Source organism: Streptomyces sp. NBC_00328, from assembly GCF_036139655.1.
Classification (GTDB): Bacteria; Actinomycetota; Actinomycetes; order Streptomycetales; family Streptomycetaceae; genus Streptomyces.
Genome location: NZ_CP108013.1, coordinates 6,531,879 through 6,553,634, shown reverse-complemented (window position 1 = coordinate 6,553,634; position 21,756 = coordinate 6,531,879). Strand labels below are relative to the sequence as shown.

At 67.1% G+C, this 21,756-nt stretch carries 25 protein-coding genes and 1 tRNA gene; 5 read left to right on the top strand and 21 right to left on the bottom strand.

All coding sequences use genetic code 11. From position 1 onward, the window contains the following. Positions 1–2: 2 nt before the first annotated feature. The 4 genes from OG485_RS28925 to OG485_RS28910 form a co-directional block, all read right to left on the bottom strand. Positions 3–1,295 carry a homoserine dehydrogenase gene (locus OG485_RS28925; RefSeq protein WP_326785501.1) on the bottom strand — a complete coding sequence of 431 codons (1,293 nt, stop codon included), beginning with the start codon at positions 1,293–1,295 and terminating at the stop codon, positions 3–5. A 238-nt stretch (positions 1,296–1,533) separates the two neighbouring features. Further along, positions 1,534–2,925, bottom strand: a complete 1,392-nt coding sequence (gene lysA / locus OG485_RS28920) for a diaminopimelate decarboxylase (protein WP_326785502.1) — start codon at positions 2,923–2,925, stop codon at positions 1,534–1,536. Between the two features lie 51 nt (positions 2,926–2,976). Next, entirely contained in the window at positions 2,977–4,188 is a 1,212-nt protein-coding gene (gene nrtL, locus OG485_RS28915; protein ID WP_328671425.1) for an ArgS-related anticodon-binding protein NrtL, read from the bottom strand. Between the two features lie 661 nt (positions 4,189–4,849). Next, on the bottom strand, positions 4,850–5,338 hold the full coding sequence (locus OG485_RS28910; protein WP_328671424.1) for a response regulator: 489 nt from the start codon (positions 5,336–5,338) through the stop codon (positions 4,850–4,852). 178 nt (positions 5,339–5,516) lie between these two features. On the opposite strand from OG485_RS28910, the gene OG485_RS28905 reads away from it, so the two are divergent. Further along, positions 5,517–5,588 (top strand) — tRNA-Arg (locus tag OG485_RS28905). Between the two features lie 231 nt (positions 5,589–5,819). Here OG485_RS28905 and OG485_RS28900 read toward each other — a convergent pair. The 15 genes from OG485_RS28900 to OG485_RS28830 form a co-directional block, all read right to left on the bottom strand. Then, positions 5,820–7,193: a tyrosine-type recombinase/integrase gene (locus tag OG485_RS28900; RefSeq protein WP_328671423.1), complete on the bottom strand. Its 1,374-nt coding sequence runs from the start codon at positions 7,191–7,193 to the stop codon at positions 5,820–5,822. Next, entirely contained in the window at positions 7,190–7,360 is a 171-nt protein-coding gene (locus OG485_RS28895) for a helix-turn-helix transcriptional regulator (protein ID WP_328671422.1), read from the bottom strand. Before OG485_RS28895 ends, OG485_RS28900 begins: the two co-directional genes overlap by 4 nt. Before the next feature lie 11 nt (positions 7,361–7,371). Next, positions 7,372–8,766: a replication initiator protein RepSA gene (repSA, locus tag OG485_RS28890; protein WP_328671421.1), complete on the bottom strand. Its 1,395-nt coding sequence runs from the start codon at positions 8,764–8,766 to the stop codon at positions 7,372–7,374. Further along, a complete protein-coding gene (locus tag OG485_RS28885) occupies positions 8,763–9,455 on the bottom strand; it encodes a DNA methylase (protein WP_328671420.1) in 693 nt (230 codons plus the stop codon). Before OG485_RS28885 ends, repSA begins: the two co-directional genes overlap by 4 nt. Next, entirely contained in the window at positions 9,452–9,664 is a 213-nt protein-coding gene (locus OG485_RS28880) for a hypothetical protein (protein WP_328671419.1), read from the bottom strand. The genes OG485_RS28885 and OG485_RS28880 overlap by 4 nt, the downstream gene beginning before the upstream one ends. Beyond that, on the bottom strand, positions 9,642–9,899 hold the full coding sequence (locus OG485_RS28875) for a hypothetical protein (protein WP_328671418.1): 258 nt from the start codon (positions 9,897–9,899) through the stop codon (positions 9,642–9,644). The genes OG485_RS28880 and OG485_RS28875 overlap by 23 nt, the downstream gene beginning before the upstream one ends. 5 nt (positions 9,900–9,904) lie before the next feature. After that, complete coding sequence (locus tag OG485_RS28870) at positions 9,905–10,090, bottom strand: hypothetical protein (RefSeq protein WP_328671417.1); 186 nt, start codon at positions 10,088–10,090, stop codon at positions 9,905–9,907. 93 nt (positions 10,091–10,183) lie between these two features. Beyond that, complete coding sequence (locus tag OG485_RS28865) at positions 10,184–10,474, bottom strand: SpdD protein (RefSeq protein WP_328671416.1); 291 nt, start codon at positions 10,472–10,474, stop codon at positions 10,184–10,186. 24 nt (positions 10,475–10,498) lie between these two features. Continuing rightward, on the bottom strand, positions 10,499–10,654 hold the full coding sequence (locus OG485_RS28860; RefSeq protein WP_093696326.1) for a hypothetical protein: 156 nt from the start codon (positions 10,652–10,654) through the stop codon (positions 10,499–10,501). A 12-nt stretch (positions 10,655–10,666) separates the two neighbouring features. Continuing rightward, a complete protein-coding gene (locus OG485_RS28855; RefSeq protein WP_328671415.1) occupies positions 10,667–10,855 on the bottom strand; it encodes a mobile element transfer protein in 189 nt (62 codons plus the stop codon). 15 nt (positions 10,856–10,870) lie between these two features. Next, a complete protein-coding gene (locus OG485_RS28850) occupies positions 10,871–11,536 on the bottom strand; it encodes a DUF2637 domain-containing protein (RefSeq protein WP_328671414.1) in 666 nt (221 codons plus the stop codon). A gap of 74 nt (positions 11,537–11,610) precedes the next feature. Then, positions 11,611–11,784 (bottom strand): hypothetical protein, encoded by a 174-nt coding sequence (locus OG485_RS28845; RefSeq protein WP_328671413.1) that lies wholly within the window; start codon positions 11,782–11,784, stop codon positions 11,611–11,613. A 4-nt stretch (positions 11,785–11,788) separates the two neighbouring features. Further along, positions 11,789–11,992: a hypothetical protein gene (locus OG485_RS28840; RefSeq protein ID WP_328671412.1), complete on the bottom strand. Its 204-nt coding sequence runs from the start codon at positions 11,990–11,992 to the stop codon at positions 11,789–11,791. A gap of 83 nt (positions 11,993–12,075) precedes the next feature. After that, complete coding sequence (locus OG485_RS28835) at positions 12,076–13,413, bottom strand: FtsK/SpoIIIE domain-containing protein (RefSeq protein ID WP_328671411.1); 1,338 nt, start codon at positions 13,411–13,413, stop codon at positions 12,076–12,078. Positions 13,414–13,416: 3 nt separating this feature from the next. Beyond that, complete coding sequence (locus OG485_RS28830; protein WP_328671410.1) at positions 13,417–13,746, bottom strand: SCO3933 family regulatory protein; 330 nt, start codon at positions 13,744–13,746, stop codon at positions 13,417–13,419. Positions 13,747–13,937: 191 nt separating this feature from the next. On the opposite strand from OG485_RS28830, the gene OG485_RS28825 reads away from it, so the two are divergent. The 3 genes from OG485_RS28825 to OG485_RS28815 all read left to right on the top strand — a co-directional run bounded on the left by OG485_RS28825 (position 13,938) and on the right by OG485_RS28815 (position 17,008). Beyond that, complete coding sequence (locus OG485_RS28825; RefSeq protein ID WP_328671409.1) at positions 13,938–14,258, top strand: putative quinol monooxygenase; 321 nt, start codon at positions 13,938–13,940, stop codon at positions 14,256–14,258. Next, the gene (locus OG485_RS28820) at positions 14,255–15,493 is read left to right on the top strand and encodes a helix-turn-helix domain-containing protein (RefSeq protein ID WP_328671408.1); all 1,239 of its coding nucleotides are present in this window, start codon (positions 14,255–14,257) and stop codon (positions 15,491–15,493) included. Before OG485_RS28825 ends, OG485_RS28820 begins: the two co-directional genes overlap by 4 nt. Positions 15,494–15,955: 462 nt before the next feature. After that, positions 15,956–17,008 (top strand): HNH endonuclease, encoded by a 1,053-nt coding sequence (locus tag OG485_RS28815; RefSeq protein WP_328671407.1) that lies wholly within the window; start codon positions 15,956–15,958, stop codon positions 17,006–17,008. A gap of 173 nt (positions 17,009–17,181) precedes the next feature. On the opposite strand, the gene OG485_RS28810 is transcribed toward OG485_RS28815, so the two are convergent. Further along, on the bottom strand, positions 17,182–19,131 hold the full coding sequence (locus OG485_RS28810; RefSeq protein ID WP_328671406.1) for an ATP-binding protein: 1,950 nt from the start codon (positions 19,129–19,131) through the stop codon (positions 17,182–17,184). Between the two features lie 209 nt (positions 19,132–19,340). Between OG485_RS28810 and OG485_RS28805 the strand changes: the two genes are divergently transcribed. Next, positions 19,341–19,595, top strand: a complete 255-nt coding sequence (locus OG485_RS28805) for a hypothetical protein (protein WP_328671405.1) — start codon at positions 19,341–19,343, stop codon at positions 19,593–19,595. A gap of 523 nt (positions 19,596–20,118) precedes the next feature. On the opposite strand, the gene OG485_RS28800 is transcribed toward OG485_RS28805, so the two are convergent. Beyond that, entirely contained in the window at positions 20,119–21,102 is a 984-nt protein-coding gene (locus OG485_RS28800) for a hypothetical protein (RefSeq protein ID WP_328671404.1), read from the bottom strand. Positions 21,103–21,756: the final 654 nt, after the last annotated feature.

The window sequence follows — 21,756 nt, the reverse complement described above, 5'->3', positions numbered from 1 at the left end:
GGTTACTCTCCTTCAACCCGCATGATGCTGGCGACACCCCGCACGGTGTCGAGGCTGCGCAACGCCTCGACGGTCCCGGCGAGGGACGCGTCGGACGCACGATGGGTGACGACGACGAGGGAGGCCTCGCCGTCCTTGCCCGACTGACGCACGGTGTCGATGGACACCCCGTGCTCGGCGAAGACCGTGGCGACCTGGGCGAGAACACCGGGCTTGTCGGCCACGTCGAGGCTGATGTGGTACCGCGTGACGACATCGCCCATGGGCGAGACGGGAAGCTGGGTGTACGCGGAGTCGCCGGGGCCGGTGGCACCGCCGAGCTTGTTGCGGCAGACGGCCACCAGGTCGCCGAGGACGGCGGAGGCGGTCGGGGCGCCGCCGGCGCCCGGTCCGTAGAACATGAGCTGACCGGCGGCCTCCGCCTCGACGAACACGGCGTTGTACGCGCCGCGCACGGAGGCGAGGGGGTGGGTCAGCGGAATCATCGCGGGATGGACGCGCGCCGTCACCGAGCCCCCGTCGGCGGCGCGCTCGCAGATGGCGAGCAGCTTGATGGTGCAGCCCATCCCCCGCGCCGAGGCGAAGTCGGCGGCGGTGACCTCGGTCATGCCCTCGCGGTAGACGTCGTCGAGGCGCACCCGCGTGTGGAAGGCGATCCCGGCGAGGATGGCGGCCTTGGCGGCGGCGTCGAAGGCCTCGACGTCGGCGGTGGGGTCGGCCTCGGCGTACCCGAGCGCGGTGGCCTCGTCGAGGGCCTCCTGGTAACCCGCCCCCGTGGAGTCCATCTTGTCGAGGATGAAGTTGGTGGTCCCGTTGACGATGCCCATCACCCGGTTGATCTTGTCGCCGGCGAGGGACTCGCGCAGCGGCCGGATCAGCGGGATGGCACCGGCGACGGCGGCCTCGTAGTAGAGGTCCCTGCCGTGCTCGTCGGCCGCCGCGTGCAGGGCGGCACCGTCCTGGGCGAGCAGCGCCTTGTTCGCGGAGACGACGGAGGCACCGTGCTCGAACGCGGTGGTGATCAGCGCCCGGGCGGGCTCGATGCCGCCGATGACCTCGACGACGACGTCGATGTCCCCGCGTTTGACGAGGGCGGTGGCGTCGGTGGTGACGAGATCGGGGTCGATGCCCTCACGCACCCGGGAGGGCCGCCGGACGGCGACACCGGCCAGCTCGACGGGGGCTCCGATGCGCGCGGCGAGGTCATCGGCGTGCGTCGTCATGATGCGCGCCACCTCTGAGCCGACAACCCCGCAGCCCAGCAGCGCCACCTTCAGCGGACGCGTACGCATCATCCGACCTCGTTTCCTCATACCGTCTTCGGTTGGACCAGTCTCACTCACCGGACGGGAGTTTCTACCCTTCGTCCGGATCGTGAGACGTCCATTTCATTTTCCTGGTAGGTGACGACAGGAGATCTTCCGTCCCGGTCCGCACCCTGCCGATCCGGTCCATCCGACCACCTGAAGTCACCTCCTGTCACTTGACGTCATCCCTGAACGACGGGGACCACGCCGTCGCGCCTACTCCCGCTCACCCGACATCGAGACGCAGGAGGTCCTCCTCCGTCTCACGGCGGACGATCACCCGCGCCGCGCCGTCCTTCACGGCGACGACCGGCGGGCGGAGGGCGTGGTTGTAGTTGCTGGCCATGGACCGGCAGTACGCGCCGGTGGCCGGCACGGCGATCAGGTCACCCGGTGCGAGGTCGGCCGGCAGGAAGGCGTCCTTGACCACGATGTCCCCGCTCTCGCAGTGCTTGCCGACGACGCGCACCAGCATCGGCTCGGCGTCGGAGGTGCGCGAGACGAGGGCGACGCTGTACTCGGCGTCATACAGCGCGGTCCGGATGTTGTCGGACATGCCGCCGTCGACGGAGACGTACGTCCGCAGCCCGTCGAGCGGCTTGACGGTGCCGACCTCGTACAGCGTGAACGCGGTGGGGCCCACGATGGCGCGCCCCGGCTCCACGGAGATCCGCGGCGTACGCAGCTTCGCCGCCTCGCACTCACGCGTCACGATCTCGCTCAGCGCCTTGGCGATCTCGTGCGGCTCGCGGGGGTCGTCGTCGCTGGTGTACGCGATGCCGAGACCGCCGCCGAGGTCGATCTCGGGCAGCTCGACGCCGTGCTCGTCGCGCACGGCGGCCAGCAGCGCCACGACCCGTCGGGCGGCGACCTCGAAGCCGGCCATGTCGAAGATCTGCGAGCCGATGTGCGAGTGGATCCCGACGAGTTCGAGCGCGTCGAGCGCCAGCGTCCGCCGCACGGCCTCGGCGGCCTGCCCGTCGGCGAGCGCGATCCCGAACTTCTGGTCCTCGTGCGCCGTGGCGATGAACTCGTGCGTGTGCGCTTCGACGCCCACGGTCACCCGGATCTGCACCCGCTGCCGCTTGCCCAGGGACTGCGCGATGTGGGCGACCCGCACGATCTCCTGGAAGGAGTCGAGCACGATCCGCCCGACACCGGCCTCGATGGCCGTACGGATCTCGTTCACGGACTTGTTGTTGCCGTGGAAGGCGATGCGGTCGGCGGGCATCCCGGCGGAGAGGGCCGTCGCCAGCTCACCCCCGGAACACACGTCCAGGTTGAGCCCCTCCTCGTGCAGCCACCGTACGACGGCGCGCGAGAGGAAGGCCTTGCCCGCGTAGAAGACATCGGCGTCGTGCCCGAACGCGGTGCGCCAGGCACGCGCCCGCTCACGGAAGTCGCTCTCGTCGAGGAAGTACGCCGGAGTCCCGAACTCCTCGGCCAGCGCGGTGACTTCGAGCCCGCCGACGGTCACGACACCGTCCTCCGTACGGCTCACGGTGTGCGACCACACCTTCGGGTCGAGGGCGTTGAGGTCGGCGGGCGGGGCGCTGTAGTGGCCCTCGGTGAGAACGTCGGCGTGACGGGGCCCGGCGGGGTGTGCGGAACGACTCATGTCTGTAGGGCTTTCTGCTGTGTCATCTGTGTCATCTGCGTCATCTGCTGATCAGAGATGTTCGGGTGCGCTGATGCCGAGCAGGGACAGGCCGCCGGCCAGCACCGTCCCGGCGGCTTCGGCGAGCGCGAGCCGGGCACGGTGGGCGGCCGAGGGTTTCTCGTCGCCGAGCGGCAGCACGACGTGCTGAAAACCGAGAACAGCGTCAGCGGTCACGACAAGATGCCGCGCCAGCCGGTCGGGCGCCCGATGCCGCGCGGCGAGACGCAGGGCGTGCGGATATTCGGCCAGGGCGGTGAGGAGATCGGACTCGGCGGGGGTGGGGCCGAGGAGGCGATCGACTTCGGCGGGGGTGGGGCCGACGTCGAGACCGGACTCGGTGGAGGCGGGTCCGACGAGGGCGGAGCCGGCTGTCCGGGGCAGGACACCCGCACGACGGGCGTCACCGGGGCCCCCGACACCCGGACCCGCACCCGAACCCGCACCCACACTGGTGGCTGCACCGGCACCGGCACCGGCACCGGCACCGGCGAGAACACCGGAACGACCCGCGGGACGTACTTCCAGGAAGGGGGCGCCGGTGTAACCGAGGGTGGCGGCGTTGCGGCGCAGGGCGCGGGTGCGGGCGTGGGCGTAACGGACGCGGAAGAGAGGGTTGCTCTCGCGCTGGAGAAGATGGTCGGCGCTGATCCGGGGCCGGTCGTGCGGCGCGGGGTGGAGCAGCGCCCAGCGGGCGGCGTCGTGGCCGAGGGGGGCGGGGTCCTCGGGCGCGGGCACGGGCCGGAGGTTCACCGGCTCGAGGTGGCGGACCTCGACACGTCCGCCCTGGGTGGCGACGATCCGCACGAGGGCGTCGGCGACGATCTCGGCCCGGGTGTCGTAGGGCACGCGCAGCTCGACGACCTGCCCGGCGAGAGTGTCGCCGTACCCGTACCGCGTCCCCTGCTCCAGAACCACCTCCACCAGGTCGGCGAGGGCGCCACCCGCGAGGGTGATGTTGAGGAAACCGGGTCCGGTGACGGTCACGTCGGCGACACCGGAATCACGCGCGATGTACGGCCGCAGGATCTCGGCGACCTCAGGAGCCGGCCGCCCGGCCGGACCGGCGAGCCGCAACGCGATGTTCGTCGCGTAGTCCCCGCACCCACCCGGCCCCGGCGCGGTGACCACCGCACTCGCGGGCACGGAGACGCTCAGTTCCCCCACGTCGACAGCACAACGCACCGCGCGCAGCACGGTACGGGAGAGCTCGACGGGAGTCACGGCACAAGCCTAGGGGAGAGGGGGGGTGGGAAAGCGAGCCGGTTTGGGTGATGGTCCGGGATGTGGACGGGGGGCGGGGAGGGAGATGGGGGCGGTCAGTGGGGAGGGGCGGCGTTGAGGGGAGTGACTAAGGGGTGGGGGCGGTCGGCGGGGGCGCGGTTGTTGAGGGCTGATGCTGGGGGTGCTGATGCCGGTTGCTGACGCCAGGGCCAATGGCGGGGGCTGGAGCGCGGGTCGGCAGGGGTAGGCGTTGCCGTCGCCGGCGTGCGGAGGTACTGGACCAGGGAGACGAGTCTCGCCGTCGAGGCCAGAGTCACGGACGGACGCTGTCGAAGCCGGCCGCCGTCGAGACGGGGGCGAAGCCGGATCGGTGTAGCTGAGCCGGGCTCGTCCATTCGAGCCAGGGTCCGTGAACCTGGCCTGAGCAGGCGAGCAGGCGAGGGTGCGAGCGCAAGAGAGAAACGAGCGAGACCGGGTGATCGACGGCGGGGCCGACGTACGCAGGCGGCAACCGGAACGGGTACTCAACACAGCCCGCCGACCGACCAGCGAAGAAGAACCCCGTTGCCTGCCCCAGCCCGGGAGCTCAACGGACGCCCCACCCCACCCGATACGCCTCTACTACACCCCTACACCCACCACCCCGACACACCCACACGCCTCAATGACCACTGCGCCCCGCGCGCTCGGTCTCCTCAACGGTGGCGTCCGTGACACCGCCCACATCACGCCGCCCCATCAACCGCCTTACAAGGTCCACGAGTTCGGACGGCTCGAAGGGTTTGGCGAGAAAGGCGTCGACCCCGACGTCGAGCCCGCTCTCGACCTCGTACTGCGTGCAGGCACTGACGATGGCGAGGGGCAGGTTCCGGGTCCGGGGGTCGGCACGCAGCCGAGCAGCGGTACGCAGGCCGTCGAGCCGGGGCATCACGACGTCGAGGGTGACGACATCGGGCCGAACCTGATGGACGACGTCCAGACACTCGGCACCGTCAGCCGCGGTCACGACCTCGAGACCCTCCAGCTCGAGGTTGACCCTGATCAGCTGCCGGATGACCTTGTTGTCGTCCACAACAAGCACCCGACCGGACACGCCTGGCACAACTCGAGAGTAGGTCCGCGCCCACCGCCGCGTCCGGGTTTTCCCCACTTCCACCCCGTGCGGCCCACACCACCCCCCACAGCCCCACCCCAGCCACCCACCACACCCGTCCCGCGCCCCTCCCCCGCTCCCGCAACACCACCCGGCCCCGACCAAAACACGTGGCGATCACCCCTGAAAGAGCTGGTAGGGTTCTACCCGTCGCCGCACACAAAGCGCCCGACACGCCCCCGTAGCTCAGGGGATAGAGCAACGGCCTCCGGAGCCGTGTGCGCAGGTTCGAATCCTGCCGGGGGCACCCCTTACGAGGTGCCCAAAGACCCCGTCACCAGCGGAAACGCTGAGGCCGGGGTCTTCGCGTATCTACGGTCGTGTGCAGCCGTATGCCACTCGAAGCGGCCCCATGTCAGACCCTGTGGACTATTCGTGGACAGGATCTTGAAGCGTTTCCCCTGGTCAGCCCCGCAAAACGGCGAAGGCCCCTGGAAAGGTCCAGGGGCCCAGCGTAGGACGCGCGACGCTCGCACCGTCAGTCGTACTCGTTCAGAAGATCCTCGATGCGCCGGTTGGCCACCTCCTGGCGCCCGTCCAGGCACTTCGCGTACCGGCCGAGCAGCACCTCAACGCTGTTGCCTGCTCGTTCAGCCACCTCGGTCGGGTCGACGCCGGCGTTGAGCCACGTCGACAGCGCGGAGTGACGGAGGTCGTACGGCCGACGGGCCAACGGAGAGGCCACGACGGCCGGTGGGAGCGCGAGCGTCCGGGCTTCCTGCCAGGCTCGCGAGTAGGTCGAGGAGGCGACCACTCCCCCGCCCTCGCTGTAGAAAAGGCGGCCGTCGGCAGCAGTCCCGAAGGTGTCGAGCTGTTCGCAGAGGATCACCACGAGTTGGGGCGGGATCGGCACCCGGCGTACGTCTTCGGCTGGCCGGTTCTTCAGCCCGCGGTCGTCGTGGTTCTCTCCCGAATCCGTCCACTGCTTGCCGACGCTCGGACGTGTGCGATGCAAAAGCACAGCGCCCCAGCCCTGCTCAGGCAGCGTCAGATCAGCTTTGGCAAGCCCGATGGCCTCAGCAGGCCGCAGGCCGGCGAAGTACATGCAGGCGAAGAGCCCGACCAGCCGACGACCGCGGGCCCTGCGGTAACCGCCCACGTAGGACACGGCGTGGAGGAGTGAGAGAGCCTGCTGCGGATTGACCACAACGCGCGGATCCACTTCGCTGGACACCTTGGGCTTCTGCCAGCGCACGGCCGTCAGAGGGTTCTCTTTGAATTCGCCCAGGTCAACGGCGTAGTGCAGGGCATTGACGAAAGTACGTCGCTTGCGGCGGACAGTCTCGGCCGCGGCACCTTTCCCGTCAAGCCGGACCTTGAACGAGTCGAGTACTTCACGCGCCGTCACAGGATCGGCCAGATCATTCAACGGCCGCGACGCCTTGGCGATCCAATGCAGGGTGTTCGCAATCTCGGTAGGCGCTTCCCGCTCGGCCGGCCCAGGGAGGACAAACGCCCAGTTGCGCAGAGCCTGCCTGATCAAGGGAGCGCTCGGCCGTCCCGGGCGGTCGCCGAGGAGTGCGATCGTCACCGAGGTCAGCGATTCGTTGATCCCGTCGCGGGTGTTGGGAGCAGCGTGCGGCCATTTCATGGCCAGGTACTTCAAGGCGAAGTCGTACCAGGTGAGCTTGGCCTTTTGCTCGGCCATCGAGTCCGGAAGACCCGTGACATCGTCGAATTCCTGACCGTCGCGCGCAACGGCCATGAGCTTGGTCCGGTAGTGATCCGCCAGGCCTTTCGTGCGAAATGATTCGGAGAAGACCTTTCCGGCCACGGCCCAACGGACGTCGTAGGAGGTCCGCTTCGAGGGGCGCTTGCGGACCCCCCAGATCTTCACGTCCAGGGACTTCACGCGGCTTCCTCCCGCTCCCGCAGCCATGCCGTGAAGTCGCTCCGCCACACCCGCAGCTCGCCGTTGGGAAGCTTCATGGCTTTCGGCGCCTGGCCCAGCTCCCGCCAGCGATAGAAGGTACGCCGGGAGACCTTCCGCAACTCGCTGAGGATCTCTGGGACTGTCATCAGTTCATCCCTCACAGGAGCACTCCTTCCAGAGCGAGTTGGTCGGGCAGGGCTTCGCGTGCGGTTTCTCGGTTGAGCTGGATGTCCCGGCGGATGTTCGCGGCCAGCCAGGCTTCGCCTGGGGTGTAGCCGTGGCCGGCGTAGGTCCAGTGGGAGAGCACGAGGGTGGTGGCCTCCGGGTTGTCGTCGAGGTCGGGCAGGCCGAGGGCGGCGCGTTGCTGGGCGGCGCGGTAGTCGGCTCTCACCTGTCGGAGGGCGCCGAGGGTGGTGGAGTAGCGACGGGACTTGGTGGAGAAGTGGCCGCGGAAGCCGAGCATGTGGGCCCAGTCGCGGAGCTTCCGGTCCGGGTAGAGCGCGTGCAGGTCGAGGCAGGCTTCGATGAGCCGCCGCGGGTGGTCGGGCACGTCGAGGAGCACCAGTGCTTCCTTGTTGCCGATCCGGCGGTCGACGGCGCCCGTGCTCTCAGCTGCCTTCGTGGCGTACTTGGCGACGTAGGAGGCCACGGCCTGTTCGGTGATCTCTTCACCGTCCCCGAAGGCACTGATCGGCTGGACGTCGAGCTGTGTCCCCCAGCGCAGCGTCCGAGCCGGCTCGTCACCCGCGGCGGCGACATCGAGGGCGACGCGGGCAGCAGCGGCACCGATCGCGTCGGTAAGCAGGCCGAGGGTGGCCCAGTGCGGGGGCGGGGTGTCGGGTCCTTCGGGTCCGTCGAAGCGGATCACCGCGTGGAAGTGGACCGCGCCGCGCTTTTGGTACTCGGCGACCTTGCCGAAGGAGACGCGGGACTGTTCGCGAGCGTCTTTGTGGGTGAGGCTGGCGCGGGCGGCGATCTCCCGGCGGAGGTAGATCGAGAAGTAGCGCCACAGGTCGGATGCGTGGTTGTTCCACAGCACGGCGCCCGCGTAGTCGTACGAGTCCGGGTCCAGCGGCGTGCCGAGTTCGGGCGCGTCCTCGGGGTGGTCCTGTCCGCAGCGGCAGGGCCGGTTCCCGGGACGGTTGTGGACGGGCCCGAAACTCGGGGCGGTGAGGGTGGCGAAGACCCGCGGGTGATCCCGGACCGTGTGCGGGGTGCCCTTGTCGGGGTCTCCGGTCAGTCCGGCGCGGATCAGGTGGTAGGTGTCGCCGGCGTAGGTCCAGGCGCAGGCCGGGCAACGGGAGGCGCGGCGGTTGCCGCAGGCGATGCGGAGCATGCCGCCCGGCTCGTGCTCGGTCGTGTACGCGTGCAGGACGGTCTTGGTCGTCGGGTCGATGGTCTTGGTGGCGCCGGTTAACCGGATGGGGTCGGAGCATCCTCCGGTGCGGCGGATCTGTTCCTGCCAGCGGTCGAAGTCGGCCGACCCGGCCACCCTCAGCACGTCGCCGAAGGTGGCCGCGTCCAGGCCCGCCACGGTGGCGGAGTCGTTCACACCAACACCTCCTGACGAGCGGTCAGGAAGGCGGTGCCGATCCACCGCGTGTAGGCGGGCGGGATGGCCTCGGTCAGTTCCTCGTGCACGTCGGTCCAGGTGATGCCCATCGCGGCCTGCATCTCGGGCACGGTGGCCTTGCCGCCGCCCTTGCCGTACGCGGCGACGTACGGGCCGTCGCGGTAGACACCGTGGCGGTGGCCACGGACGTAGCCGTCGTGCTTGACGTGCACGGGCTTGGCCGTGGCCCAGTTGCCCAGCTCGAAGTTCCGGTGCCGGAAGACCTTCAGCCCGAACATCACGCCGCACAGCGAGACGTCCTTGCGGATCTTCGCGCGGCCGTTGGGCTGCTCGATCACGTACGGAAGGCCGGTCCGATCGAGGAGTTCGCGGGTCGGTGCCACCAGGTCTTCGTGAGAACCGCCCCAACCCTGGGACCGGTTGGTGCCCACGGTGAGGGCACAGCCGGCCTGGCAGGGCGGAGAGGCGTGCACGAGCGTGTAGCGGTCGATCTCGCCGGTGGCGATCAGGTGGGCGAGGTATTCCAGCGCGTCACCGCAGTGGTAGGGGAAGGGGTAGCGGGGGCGGTCGGCGATGTCGCAGCCGTCGACCTCGAACCCGGCAAGCCGATAGCCGAAGCCAGCCCCGCCGGAGCAGGAGAACAGATCCAGGACGCGGGGAGCGGTCATCGACGGCCCCCTCGGTGGGCGGGTCCGTGGTGGTCGGTGTAGTCCTCGACCAGGGCTTTCACGTCGTTGTCGCCGTTGGCGTGGTCCTCGGCACCGCAACCGCCGCACACGTAGTCGCCCTGGGACCGGGTGTGCTTCGTGCCGCCGCGGACGCGAAGGCCGGGGCTTTCCTCGGTCGGTGTGAGGTCAGCGGGGAGTTTGCGGAACATCCCGGTCACCTCCCGACGCGTCGGTGGTCATGGCGTCCAGCTCTCCGGCGGCCTCGATCGCTGCCGCGGCCAGGTTGCGCAGGGCCTCGGAGGTGCCGCAGGGGGCGATCAGCACGACCTCGACGAAGTCACCCTTGACGCGGAGGCTGACGAAGGAATTGCCGCGATCCGGGAACGGCGTGACGCGGAAGCGCGTCTCCGGCTCGATGTGGGCCGTGGTGGTGATGGTCTGCACGGCGGTCACCTCCCGGCCGGTGCGAGGAGGGCCAGGCGGGGAAGGGCGCGGCCGGTGCCGTGGCAGGCCTGGCAGGTGATGCGGAGGGTGGTGCGAGAGCCGTCGTGATTGCGTGCGCCGGTGGTGATGGCGGCGGTGGCGAAGCCGTCGCAGTCGCGGCAGACGGGCATGTTCGGGTGGTGCTGGGGCATGATGAGACTTCCCTTTCGGGTCCGTTGGATCAGGAAGAGGTCAGGCGCCCGGAGCGGCGGAAGTTTGGCGACCGAGGCCGCTCCGGGAGCCCTTCAGCGGTGCTTGTCGAAGTCCTTGAGCAGCGAGCGCAGCACGACCGCGACCACGGCCACAGACATCCCTGTGATGGCGACGGCGAGGAGCAGCGAGACCAGGACCGCGCCGACGACGAGGACCACGGCACCTCCGCCCGCGGCGAGGGCGAGCGCGCTGCCGGGGGTGAGCTGCACGGTCGGCCGGTTCGAGACCTGGGCGACCGGGGCCGGGGGCTGTGCGACGGGCATCGAGGCGCCGGCGGTCGGGGGCCGGGCGGTGTCGGGGGTCGGGTACTTCGGGGTGAACATGACGGTGGTCCTTCCTAGTTGGGGTTACTTGACGACGGTGGCGACGGCCGGACCGAGGAAGCTGTCCGCGATGAGGTAGCCACCCAGGAGGAGCACGGCCACGAGCCACCAGGGCGGGCGGACGAGCTTGACGCCGAGGGCGCCGACGACGATCAGGGCGAGCCAGAGCGGGACGTCCATGACGGCGGTCTCCTATGCCTTGCATCGGTGGGTACGGGCGGCGAGTTCGGCGCCGGAGCGGTCGTGGTAGTCGGCGGAGAAGCCGCAGCCGGGGGCGGAGCAGGCCGCCGTGTGCTTGTCCCGGCCGTGTCCGTCGAAGTAGGTGGCGACCTGGACGGGGCCGATGCGGATCACGTCGCGAAAGCGCCGGTGGACGGGCATGACGGTCCTTTCCGATCAAGTGAGTTGAAGCTGTGCAGCGATGGCGGCGGACATCGGGCCGGGCAGCCCGAGCCGGGCCGAGAGGACGTCCGCGGCCATCGGCGATCCGGTCGCGGCGCGGTGGCTGTCGGCGATCTTTCGGGCGTGGTCCAAAAGCGCGACCGGCACCGTCACCGCAGGCGTAGGAGCAGCGGGCGCGGCGGCCGGTAGCTCCGGAGCCGCGGGCGGGGCGGGCGCGTCGCGGCGTACGTCGACCTCGGTCGCGGCCGGTTTGTCCACAGGCTGTGTGGAAACCGCGGCCGGAGTGGGGGTGTTGGTGGGTGCGTGGACGAGGAGGGTGCCGCCGAGGAAGGCGAGGGCGGGCCAGCCGGCGACGAGGATGCACAGCCAGTTGGGCACGTGGTCGAGGTCGAGGAGTCCGGCGGTGGAGATGTTCGCGCCGAGCGAGGCGAACAGGGCGATCACGAACCAGGTCCAGGCGGAGCGGTCCTTGCGGGCGGTCCGCAGCCGGCGCCATGCGGCGACGAGCAGCAGGTCGACGCTGATCGGATACGCCCAGGCCTTCCATCCCGACTGTCCGGCGGCGGAAGCGAGGTCGTGCAGGTGGGCGAAGGACAGCGCACCGGCGATCACGGCCTGAACGAGCACGGCATCCGGTCGGATCGAGATCGAGCGGGACATGTCTTCACCTCCTTCAGGGGAGTTGGGCCGGGAGCGGGCGGGGAGCAGGGTCCGGCCGCCCACTCCGGGCGGGGTCAGTCGGTGGCTTCTCCGGTGCCGAAGCAGGCCAGGCAGATCCCGGCCTGTTGACCGACGGTGCGGCGATTGCGGCCGACGCGGACGGTGCGGGCGACCTCTCCGGTGCCGTTGCAGGGCCCGCACTTCGGCGGAGCAGGCGCGGGGCGCGGGGGTGTCTTCTTGGTGGCCACGGGGTCACCAGCCGCCGGGGTAGTCGGGGCCGGCGGTGGGGTCGTAGCCGGGCGGGAACATGCCCGGCGGCGGCTCCGGCAGCGACGCGGCCAGCGACGGGCCCACCGCCTCGACGAACGCGATGTCGGCACCAGTCTGGTCGGCGTACACGGCCAGCGCGCCGAGCATCAACACGGTGCGCTGGAAGTCCTCGATGTGCTCACACATGGATTGGGTCCTCCTGTTTCCGGCATGGCTCGGGTAGGGACCTGGCGTGAGACGGTCACGCCAACCGGGATGGATCAGAGGAGCTAGTCGGTCACCGGGACCGGCTTGACCAGCGACGGACCGTCGACCGCGGGTTCCGGGACGTAGGGCCGGAACGGATCCAGCGCGGGCAGGTGCGGGACCAGGTGGGCGAACTCCCGGCACACCGCCGTGGCTTCGGCCGGGGTCGTCATCGGGGTGCGGATGCGGGACCAGCCGCCGGAGGAATCCGCGGCGACCGCCAGGCCGGCCTTGTCCGGCGGAAACGTCGTGACCAGCGGGACAGCTTCGGGGGCGACGTCCCCGAGACACATTTCGGCGGTCTGCTTATCGTTGACCCGGTGCACCACCCGCCCGGTGAGCTGCGCGCGGAGCATCGTTGCGCCCTTGCCGAGTTCGGAGCCGAACCGCTGCCCGCAGATCTCCAGGAAGATCCCGGCGGCACGGGCCATCTGCGCCAGCCGAACCAGCGAGGTGACCAGCCGTTCGCGACGCTCCTCATCCTTCTTGGAGGAGATCAGGAAGAGTTCGGCGATCTCGTCCACGAGGAGCACGATCGGCACCGGCCGCAGGTCCTCCGGCAGCTCCCACAGGTCCGAGACGCCGTGCAGGCTCAGCAGGTCGAACCGGGATTCCATCTCGGCGACCAGGACATCGAGGAGCGATGCGGCATCGTCCGGGGTCGTGGCCAGCGCCGACAGCCGGGGCGCGTAGGCGGACTGTTCTACACCGCGCTTGCAGTCGATCCCCGCGATGGCCACCGGCAGTGGAGCCAGACCCTTGACCAGGTTGCGTTGGAACATCGACTTGCCGGACTGGTTGGCGCCCACGGTCAGCGCCATGGGCACCTTGCGGTAGTCGCGGACGAAGACGGTCCCGTCCTCCCGCAGCGCCACCGGCACGACCATGTCCCGGGGGCGTGCCTTGCGCGGCATGCGCACCCGGCGCAGCACGTCGTACCCGGTCATCCGCAGTTCCACGAACCCGGGCTTCGTCTCGGTCACGTTCACCGAGTGCACGCCCCAGGCGTGACGCAGCCGTTCCGAGGAGGCGACGACGTCCATCGGCTCCAGGCCGGCGGGAAGCCGCAGCGTGACCCGCAGACCGGTCGACGTGGCCCGGACCCGGCGGACCTTCGGCGGCACCGGCTGCACCTCACGCCGGGCGACGTTGCGGACCATGAACGCCCGCAGCCCCGACGGGTGCACCGTCAGCCCGCACACGTCCATGGTGGAGCGGTAGGACAGCGTGAAGCGGCCCCAGGCGGCTGGCAGTCCGACCAGCGACCAGTACACGCGCGGAGCGCGGACCTTCGCCAAGCCCAGACCACCGGCACCCGCTAACGCGCCCGACGCCTCCAGCCACAGGGACAGATCCGTCATGACTCAGACCCCGGCCGTGACGGCGACCGCACGGAACGAGATCCCGTGCCGCTTCTGCCCGTTGAACTCGTTCTCCCAGTCCCGCGCCTTGAGTCCGATCACCTTCACCGGCATACCCGGCGTCAGGCCCTCGGGGAGACCGGTCTCCGGGACGGTCACCTGGTAGAGGTTCCCCTCCCCCTCATCCGAGATGAGCAGGCCCACCGTGGACAGACCCGCGTTCGTCTCACGATCCACGGCCCGCTCACCGGTCTGCTTGTTGACCAGCTTCGGCACGGGCGCGGTCGCCACGAACACCACAGCGGTCGAAACGTCGATCTTGAAGGACGGCATTATGGAGTTCTCCCCTTGTGGGATGAGCCCCGGACTGCGTCGTGATCTTGGCGGATGGCGCGCAGTCCGGGGTGCCTTGTTTCTCGACCCTTTCGAAGCTACTCGCAGTTTTTCTGCGGGTCAACAGAAAAGCTGCGAGTAGCAGCAAAATTCTGAGTCTGCGAGACTGACGGCGGGAAGAAGGAGGAATTATGAGGAATTTCGCACTCTTTGTCCGCTTCACCCTGCGCGACGGCATGGGCGACGCCTTCGACACCTTGGTGAAGGAGACCGAAGCGGGCATCCGGGCGCACGAACCGGGGACGCTGGTCTACGCCTGCCACACGGTTGAAGGGGAGCCGAACCAGCGGATCTTCTTCGAGATCTACGCCGATCGGGCAGCGTTCGAGGAGCACGAGCGTCAACCACACACAGTGCGATTCCTGAGCGAGCGAACGCGGTACGTCGAGAAGACCGAAGTGGACTGGCTTGAGCCGTACGCCGGCAAGTACCCGCACGGAGCCGCGAAGTGAGCACCCTTCCCCCCACCACTGGTCAGCGGGTCAAGGAACTACGGCGGGCCGCGGGCATGTCGCAAGCCGACCTTGCTACCGCCATGGGGCGCTCCGAGAGCTGGGTGTCCCAAGTCGAACGCGGTGTGCAGCCTGTTGAACGTCTGGCGATCCTTCAAGGACTCGCAGATGCGCTGGGCGCCTCGATAAGAGACGTTCGGCCGGACGCCGCCCCCACCCCTGCGGACCGCGTGGACGACCCACCCGTGCCGGAGAGCAACGATCTAGACGGCCTTCGCGTCGCTCTCACAGGCCATCCCGCATTGGGTAGCTTGTTCGACCGCGGGCCGAGTTCCCCCGTGCCCACGCTTGCCGAGTTCCGCCACCGCGTCGACCAGGCGTGGGAATACGTGCATGCATCGAGCTTTGCGGCCTTGAGTGACCATCTCGTCAAGTTGCTGCCGGACATCGAGGTTGCGGTACGCCACGCGCCCGCAGCCGATCAAGTCGAATTGCACTCTCTCAGAGCCCGCAGCTACCAGGCAGCCGCCGCCAGCTTCACCCGCCAGGACCAGGCTGACGCTGCATGGGTAGCCGCAGACCGCGCCCTACAGGCCGCCGAGATGGCCGGCCAACCGCTTGAGGTGGTGGCCAGCCTCTTTCGCATGGCTCACGCGTTCATGCGGCAGCAGCACATGGACCAGGCCGAGCAGGCAGCAAAATCAGCGGTCGAGGTCTTGGACCCACGGGCAGAGAATCCCGCCTGCCCAGCCGAGGAACTGTCACTTCTCGGCGCCATGAACCTTGTGCTCTCGGTGATCAACGCGCGCGAAGGCAACCGATCCGAGACACACGCTCACCTCGAACGGGCAGAGGAGATCGCCGCGCGGCTCGGCGAGGACCGGAACGACTTCGACACCGAGTTCGGCCCCACAAACGTCAAGCTGCACTCCGTGAGCACGGCCGTGGAACTGGGAGATGCCGGACTGGCGTTGGAGATCGCAGCACAGGTCGACGCCGGCGGACTCTCCGCTGAACGTCAGTCACGCTTCCTACTCGACGTGGCACGGGCCCATTCGCAACGCCGACACGTCGGCGAAGCCACCGCAGCACTACTGGAAGCGGAGACCCTTGCACCGGAGCAGATCCGCGATCACCACATGGCCCGCGAGATCATCCGCGACCTCATCCAACTCTCAGGCCGACGCGTACCCGAATCGCTGCGAGAGCTTGCCGACCGATGCGGCGTGAGCTGACCTGTTACAGGTTTCTCTACCTCATCAAGTGCCCGCGCGAGCGCGGGCTGGCCCCTGGGGCCCGACCCCTCTGCGCCTTCGGCGCCGGGGTCGGCCCCTGGGGCCGCAGCGAGCTACGGCCCATACGTAGAGATCTGAACGCGGAGTGCTCCGGTCAGAACGTGCCTCCGGCGGGGGCGCTCAGGCTCCGAGATGGCGGGGGCGCCGTTCGCGGGTGCCGGCCGAGTGTGGTGTGCGCGGGGTGCTCCCATCCCGTCTGCCGTCGACCCAGGCAGAGCCGAGCAGTCGCGGCCCAGGGCGTCAAGGTCGTTCGTCCAGCCGGGCGCTCCACCTTGACGCCCTGAACCACGCCCGCTCCACGGTGTGTGGGTCGACGGCAGACGGGATGGGAGCCGCGGCGAGTGACAGGTTGACGTGGTAGGTGTCTAACGGGCTGTCAGTAGCGGCCCTTAGGCTTCCGGCATGCGCAAAGGTGCGATCACTCAAGACGGTGTCTTCAAGGCCATAGCGGAATACGACGAGTTGGGCCGTGACAGGTTCCTGTCTGAGTATGGGTACAAGCCGGCGACCGGCTATCTGCTTCTGCACGAGGACCGAACGTACGACTCGAAAGCCATCGCAGGTGTAGCCCACAAGTTCGATCAAGGCCGTGCACTGCGACCGGACGAGTTGATCGGGGGAAGGTCACACGCTGCCAGGTGGCTCGCCCGACTCGGCTTCCTAATCCGTTCGTCTCGCAGTCCTGACTGGACTCGCGACGAGATCATCCTCGCCTGCGACCTGGCGATGGCCAACGGCTGGAAGCGACTGGAGTTTGACGACGCACGCGTGATCCAGCTGTCTGCACTGCTACAGAACATGCCGATCCACCCCGAAGAACTACGCAACGAACTGTTCCGGAATCCCAACGGCGTAGCTCGCAAAACTGTTGACATTACGTCCAGGCACCCAAACTACCGAGGGAAGCCGACGAACGGCAACGCGCTTGATGTCGAAGTCATGAATGACTTCCTCGCCCGGCCAGCTGAGATGACGGAGGTAGCCCGGCGTATCCGGCACGGCCTTGCTTCAGGCGAATTCCAGGATCTAGCCCTGGAGGTTGAGGCAGAAGACGAATACAGCGCGCCCGAGGGCAGGTTGCTGATGAGCCTGCATAAGAGCCGAGAGCGGGACAAGGGGTTGCGCAAGAGGAAGATCGATGCGGTGTTGCGCCAGGGCCGCCGGCTCGCCTGTGAGGCATGCGGCTTCGACTTTGAGCAGGTCTACGGCGACCGTGGAAGCGGCTACATCGAGTGCCACCACGTCGTTCCCCTGCACGAGGCCGGCGAAGGTCGAACTAAGCTCAGCGATCTCGCCCTCATCTGTGCGAACTGCCATCGGATGATCCATCGCCGTGCTCCCTGGCCGACCCCCATAGAATTGAGGAACCTCATCCAGAGCCGACAAAACGCCAGGGCGCGTATCCCCTCCCAGCACAACGACGAAGCTGACCAACCCGCTGCGACCAAGATGTAGGTGGCATGCACGTGTCCCGTCCATGCCTGACCCTGTCGCAGTCATGGAGGACCGCGGTCGCGAATGGGTGCAGTCGAGTGCGGCGGCCCCTGACATTTCTACCGGTCAGGGGCCGCTCATCTGTCGTCGGCAAGAGGGGGATCGCGATCCTCTTAAGGGCCCTCTTATCCCATTCAGTTGCCTGCAAGTTGTTTCATACGATCGTCATCTGGAGCTCGATCGTGAAGAATCTCGAAGTAATCTGCCCACTGCTTCTTCGACCGCTCCAGCAATCCGAGCCAGTCGGTCGCCTCCATGTCATCCTGCCGGAGCTTTTCAATTTTATCCATAACATCTTGAGCTTTGTCGAGTTTATCCGCTACGAGAAGCCCAGAGACTGACTTGAACTCCGAAAAGCGAGCAGCAGTGGCATTGCGCAATCTTGTCACATACCGTTCGTAGCGCCCCAGATGATCCCAATCAATCTTCAACCCTGGACGCATAAATTCGACAACCAAGAGCTGGTTTCCTGAGGATAGGACCAGGTCTACGCGCGCATCCCAGTCTTTTCCGTAAATTTCCTTTGCGACTTCTTCCATTAGCCCCCGTACGCCGCGTTCCACACGGAAAGTCTCCCATCGGGGCGAGATTAGCCAGGGGTTTTCCGCGATGTAGTCCCGAATATGATTCTCAAGCTCACGTCGCTGGACACGCTCCTCAAGTCCAGTGATCAAGTTGAGTTGCGCTTTCACGTGCTCCGCAGCATGCAGGGCACTCATGACTCGAGACTGGGCAAGGATTTTGACCAGGGCGTCCGCATCTAGTTCGTCGGCACTGGCGAGATCGTCAATCAGGCCCTTAAGCCGCCCACCTTCCCAAGCCGATAGCATGGCCTGCGCCAGGTCGGCGAACTGTTCATCACTGAGGGTCGTAATCTTGGCGATCGATTCAAGAGCCTTTTCGACAACCTTCCGCTCAGGCCTCTCCAGTCTGCCGAGCCTAATGGAGAAAGGAGCCATTCGGTCACGCATGGCGGTAACTTTTGCTTGCGCCCTGAATCCCTGCCAAATCCGCAGGAGGGATTTAACTCTAGCCTGCCCCCACGCGAGCAGGGGCTCAGACGCCTCCGCTTCCCAATTCACCCGCTGTCGTTCGGTTGAGATGAGGTCCCGCGGCTGGTCGTCCAGGAAGTCAGCTTCCACACGCCCAGACAAATAGCTGGTTCCCTGCTGCCCGCCAAATCCGCCCGTCAGATTGAAAAGGAAGGGACGCTGCGCCAGCTTGTAGTGACTGAAGATAGAGACGCCAGTGAGTTCGTCATCACTGATCGGTTCTTTATAGAAGACGAATCGCCATTTTACCTGGTGCCCGTTGACAAGTCGCTCCACCCCCCACCCATCATCGTCGACAGTGAGGTTCGCCGGCCTCTGAGAATCCTCATAGTCACGAGGGAATGAGAACTCTATTTTCTCAATGTCATCAACTTCGGCGATTCGCTCGCCATTGACTGAAACAGCGAATTCGTCCGCTCGTTCCAAAAGCAAGAAACGTCGCGCCATGCTAGTTCTGAACTGATCTGCATTCGGCGTCTTTTTAAGCGTCAGGCTGCGAAGGGTAATAGTAGTACCGTGATCAACGCAACGGTCTTCCGCAGGCCCATCGTAGTCGATTACGTCGACCTCTAGCGGGTCATTCTGGGCGTAGCTGTCGGCGCCCTCAATTAGTTGGCTAGCGTCTAGTTCAAATACGGTTCTCTCTCCTGTTTCTCCGCTGACAGTTTCCACCCTGACGAAATTAGCAATTCCAAATCCAGCGAACTTGCCGATCCCTTTCCTTCCCATCATCGGGCGTCCGGAACCGGTTACATCCTTGCCGTTTTCCTTTCGCTTGTTGTAGCCGACGTTGAGGTATCGGTCTTGGCACTGGGCTAGAGTCATGCCGAAACCGTCATCACGGATCGAAATCTCCGAACCGGTATTCAGGTCGCCGGGCAGTACAACTTCAACCGAACTGGCGTCCGCATCCCAAGCGTTGGAGATCAACTCTGCAATAGCTGCCACCGGCGACTGATACATATCAATACCGAGATGTTCGATAACTCGACCGCGAAACCGGATTTCAAGTCGCGGCGATTTTGCGCCCATATTTCACTCCCGGAGAGCTAGGTGATGTCGCTTGGCTACGCTATCGCCCACGGCTCTCTGGTGGCAGCCCGTTTGGAAAATCGCTGACGGAACGCCAGATGCGCGGGCTGCTGGCGCTCGAAGTTGGCGGTTTCCGATGCGGCCTAGGACTCCTGGGTGGTTGGATTCGTGCTCCAGGCAGGTGCCGCGCCTGCGGGGAGGGGGACAGTATGAGTACGCCCAAGGTGCTGACAGTCACGCTTGAGTTCGAGATGGGTGATCGCAAGATCCACGCTCCGCGAGTCAAGGCGGCCTACGAAGCTGCGGTGAGTGCTGCGATCGATGCCGCGAAGGGTGAACTGCTCGACGGTAGCGTGAACACCGTTCGCAGCCGCATGACTTGGGACTACCGATGGGCCGAGACGTCCGCCCAATACACGGATGTGGACGTCGAGTGGTCCGATGAAGAAGAGCCGGAAGAGTAGGGCAGCCTTTCGGCCGTACCTGGCGCCTGACCTCTATGGCTGGCATCGACAGTGTCGGACGGCTCTGGCTACCAGCGGGCGTGAGCAGCACGGGTTACGCCGGTTCGACCCCACGCGGGTGACCGATGGGCAAACTCCCAAAAGTTGTGCTCAGTCGGCCGTGGACTATCTGTGGACTCGCCCCGTCCGATCTGCCGCGGACAGGGCCGTGACCTGCGGCGTTGCCCCGAACCCAATGGGCCTCCGGAGCCGTGTGCGCAGGTTTGAATCCTGCCGGGGGCACCCCTTATAAGGTGCCCAAAGACCCCGTCACCAGCGGAAACGCTGAGGCCGGGGTCTTCGCGTATGTGCAGACAGGTGCAGCCTGAGGCTGCTCTATGCCGGGGTCTGTGGACGAGTGTGGGCGGGATCTTGAAACATCGGCCCCGGTCGGTGGGCGCAACGAGCGGGGCCATTCCTCCGCCGTCTCCGTCCTCTCCCCCGGATCACCGAGGGCCGCACCGTCGATGTGCCCGCTCCGCGGTCAGGACGTGCAGCCGGGGACCGAACCGACAGGCCGGCAGTTGTTGGGGGTGTTGTCGACGATCTGGCTGTTGACGAGGTTCAGGACGCTGGGGGACGGCGCTTGCCAGATGCCGCCGCCGTTGAGCGCACTGTTGCGCTGCACCACTGTTTTCGTCAGCGTGCTGGTGCCGTCGTTGGCGATACCGCCGCCCATCTGGCCCGCGCGATTGTCGGCGATGGTCGTCGAGGAGATGTCCATCGGGGCGCGGTCGTTGTAGATTCCGCCGCCCTGCTCGAAAGCGCGATTGCCGCCGATGGACGACTTCTTGATGGTCAGAGAGGCCCCGGCGGTGAAGATGCCACCCCCAAGTTGCGTAGCCTGATTCCGCTCCACTTTGGTGTTGTCGAGCAGGGTGGTGCTGCGCGGCCCGTTGTAGATGGCGCCTCCCCGCTGTGCCGCGCTGTCCCGCAGAACGCTGTCATGGACTTCGAGGGTGCTGCCCTGGTTGACGAAAATGGCGCCCCCTTGGTTTGCCGTGCTGTTGGTCACCGTGCTGTGCCGGAGGATGAGCGTCGCTCCGTCGGTGGGCAGGTAGGTGCCGGCGTAATCGAGGTAGCCGCCACCGGTCGCTGTGACGCCGTCGACGGTCAGGCGCCCGTTGGGACCGTCGATCTGCGCGATGCGGAAGGCGTCGGAGGCGTCGGGGTCCCGTCGGATGGTGGTGTTGTGACCCAACAGGGTGACGGTGCCCGTGATCCGCGGCAGGGCGTTTGCGCCGAGCCCCCCTGTGGACGCAGGGGTTGTGACGTTGTAGACGCATTTGGGCGCGAGCCGGATGGTGTGCGGTCCGGTGTTGTTGTTCGCGGCGACGATCGCGTTGTTGAGCGCGGCGACATCGCAAGGGATGGACACCTGGGGTTCCGCGCTTGCCACGCTTCCCATGCCGAGCACAGCCACAATCGGCACAGCCAAGACCACGGGGCTGAGTTGACGTCTGAGCATGCCTTCTCCAGATCGCTTTGCGTGATCAATTGATCACCTTCAGCGACCATGGCCAGTTTTCCGCGAGCTCGCAACCTGTCGTTCGCGGCAAAGGCACGACCGGCAGGCAGGTATCGACCGCCCCAGCCGGCATGCGCGGTCGGCACGTCGACGGCGCACCAGCGGCGGTGGCACAGGCCGAAGGCGAATGGGAAGCCGGTGGGTACGGAAGTGGTGACCGCAGGATCGCGCCCTCAGTCCCTCGTGCTCGCGAGGCAGGTCCTCGATACGCCGGTCGACGACGTCCTGCCGCCCGTCGAGACACTCACTTCGCGTAGCGGGTCAGCAGGACCTCCACGATTGCGAGCCTGCTCAGGTTGTCGACAACGCGAGGGCCGACCTGGTTGGAGACCTTCCGTTTCCGCCGGCGGAGAGCCGTGATCGGATTTCGCGCAGTTCCCCCAGTCGACCGCGTAGTTGGCCGCGTTGACGAGAGTCCGCCGTTTCGCCGCGCGGTCTCGGCCGCCGCGGCCGTGCCGTCGAGCGTGAGTTTCAGTGAGTCCAGCACCGCGCGGGCCGTGGCTGGTTCAGCGGCATCGGCGAGTGGCCGCGCCCAGGTCCAGGGTGGCCACCGCGTGATCCATCGTTCCGGCAGCGGCGGAGATCATCGTGAAT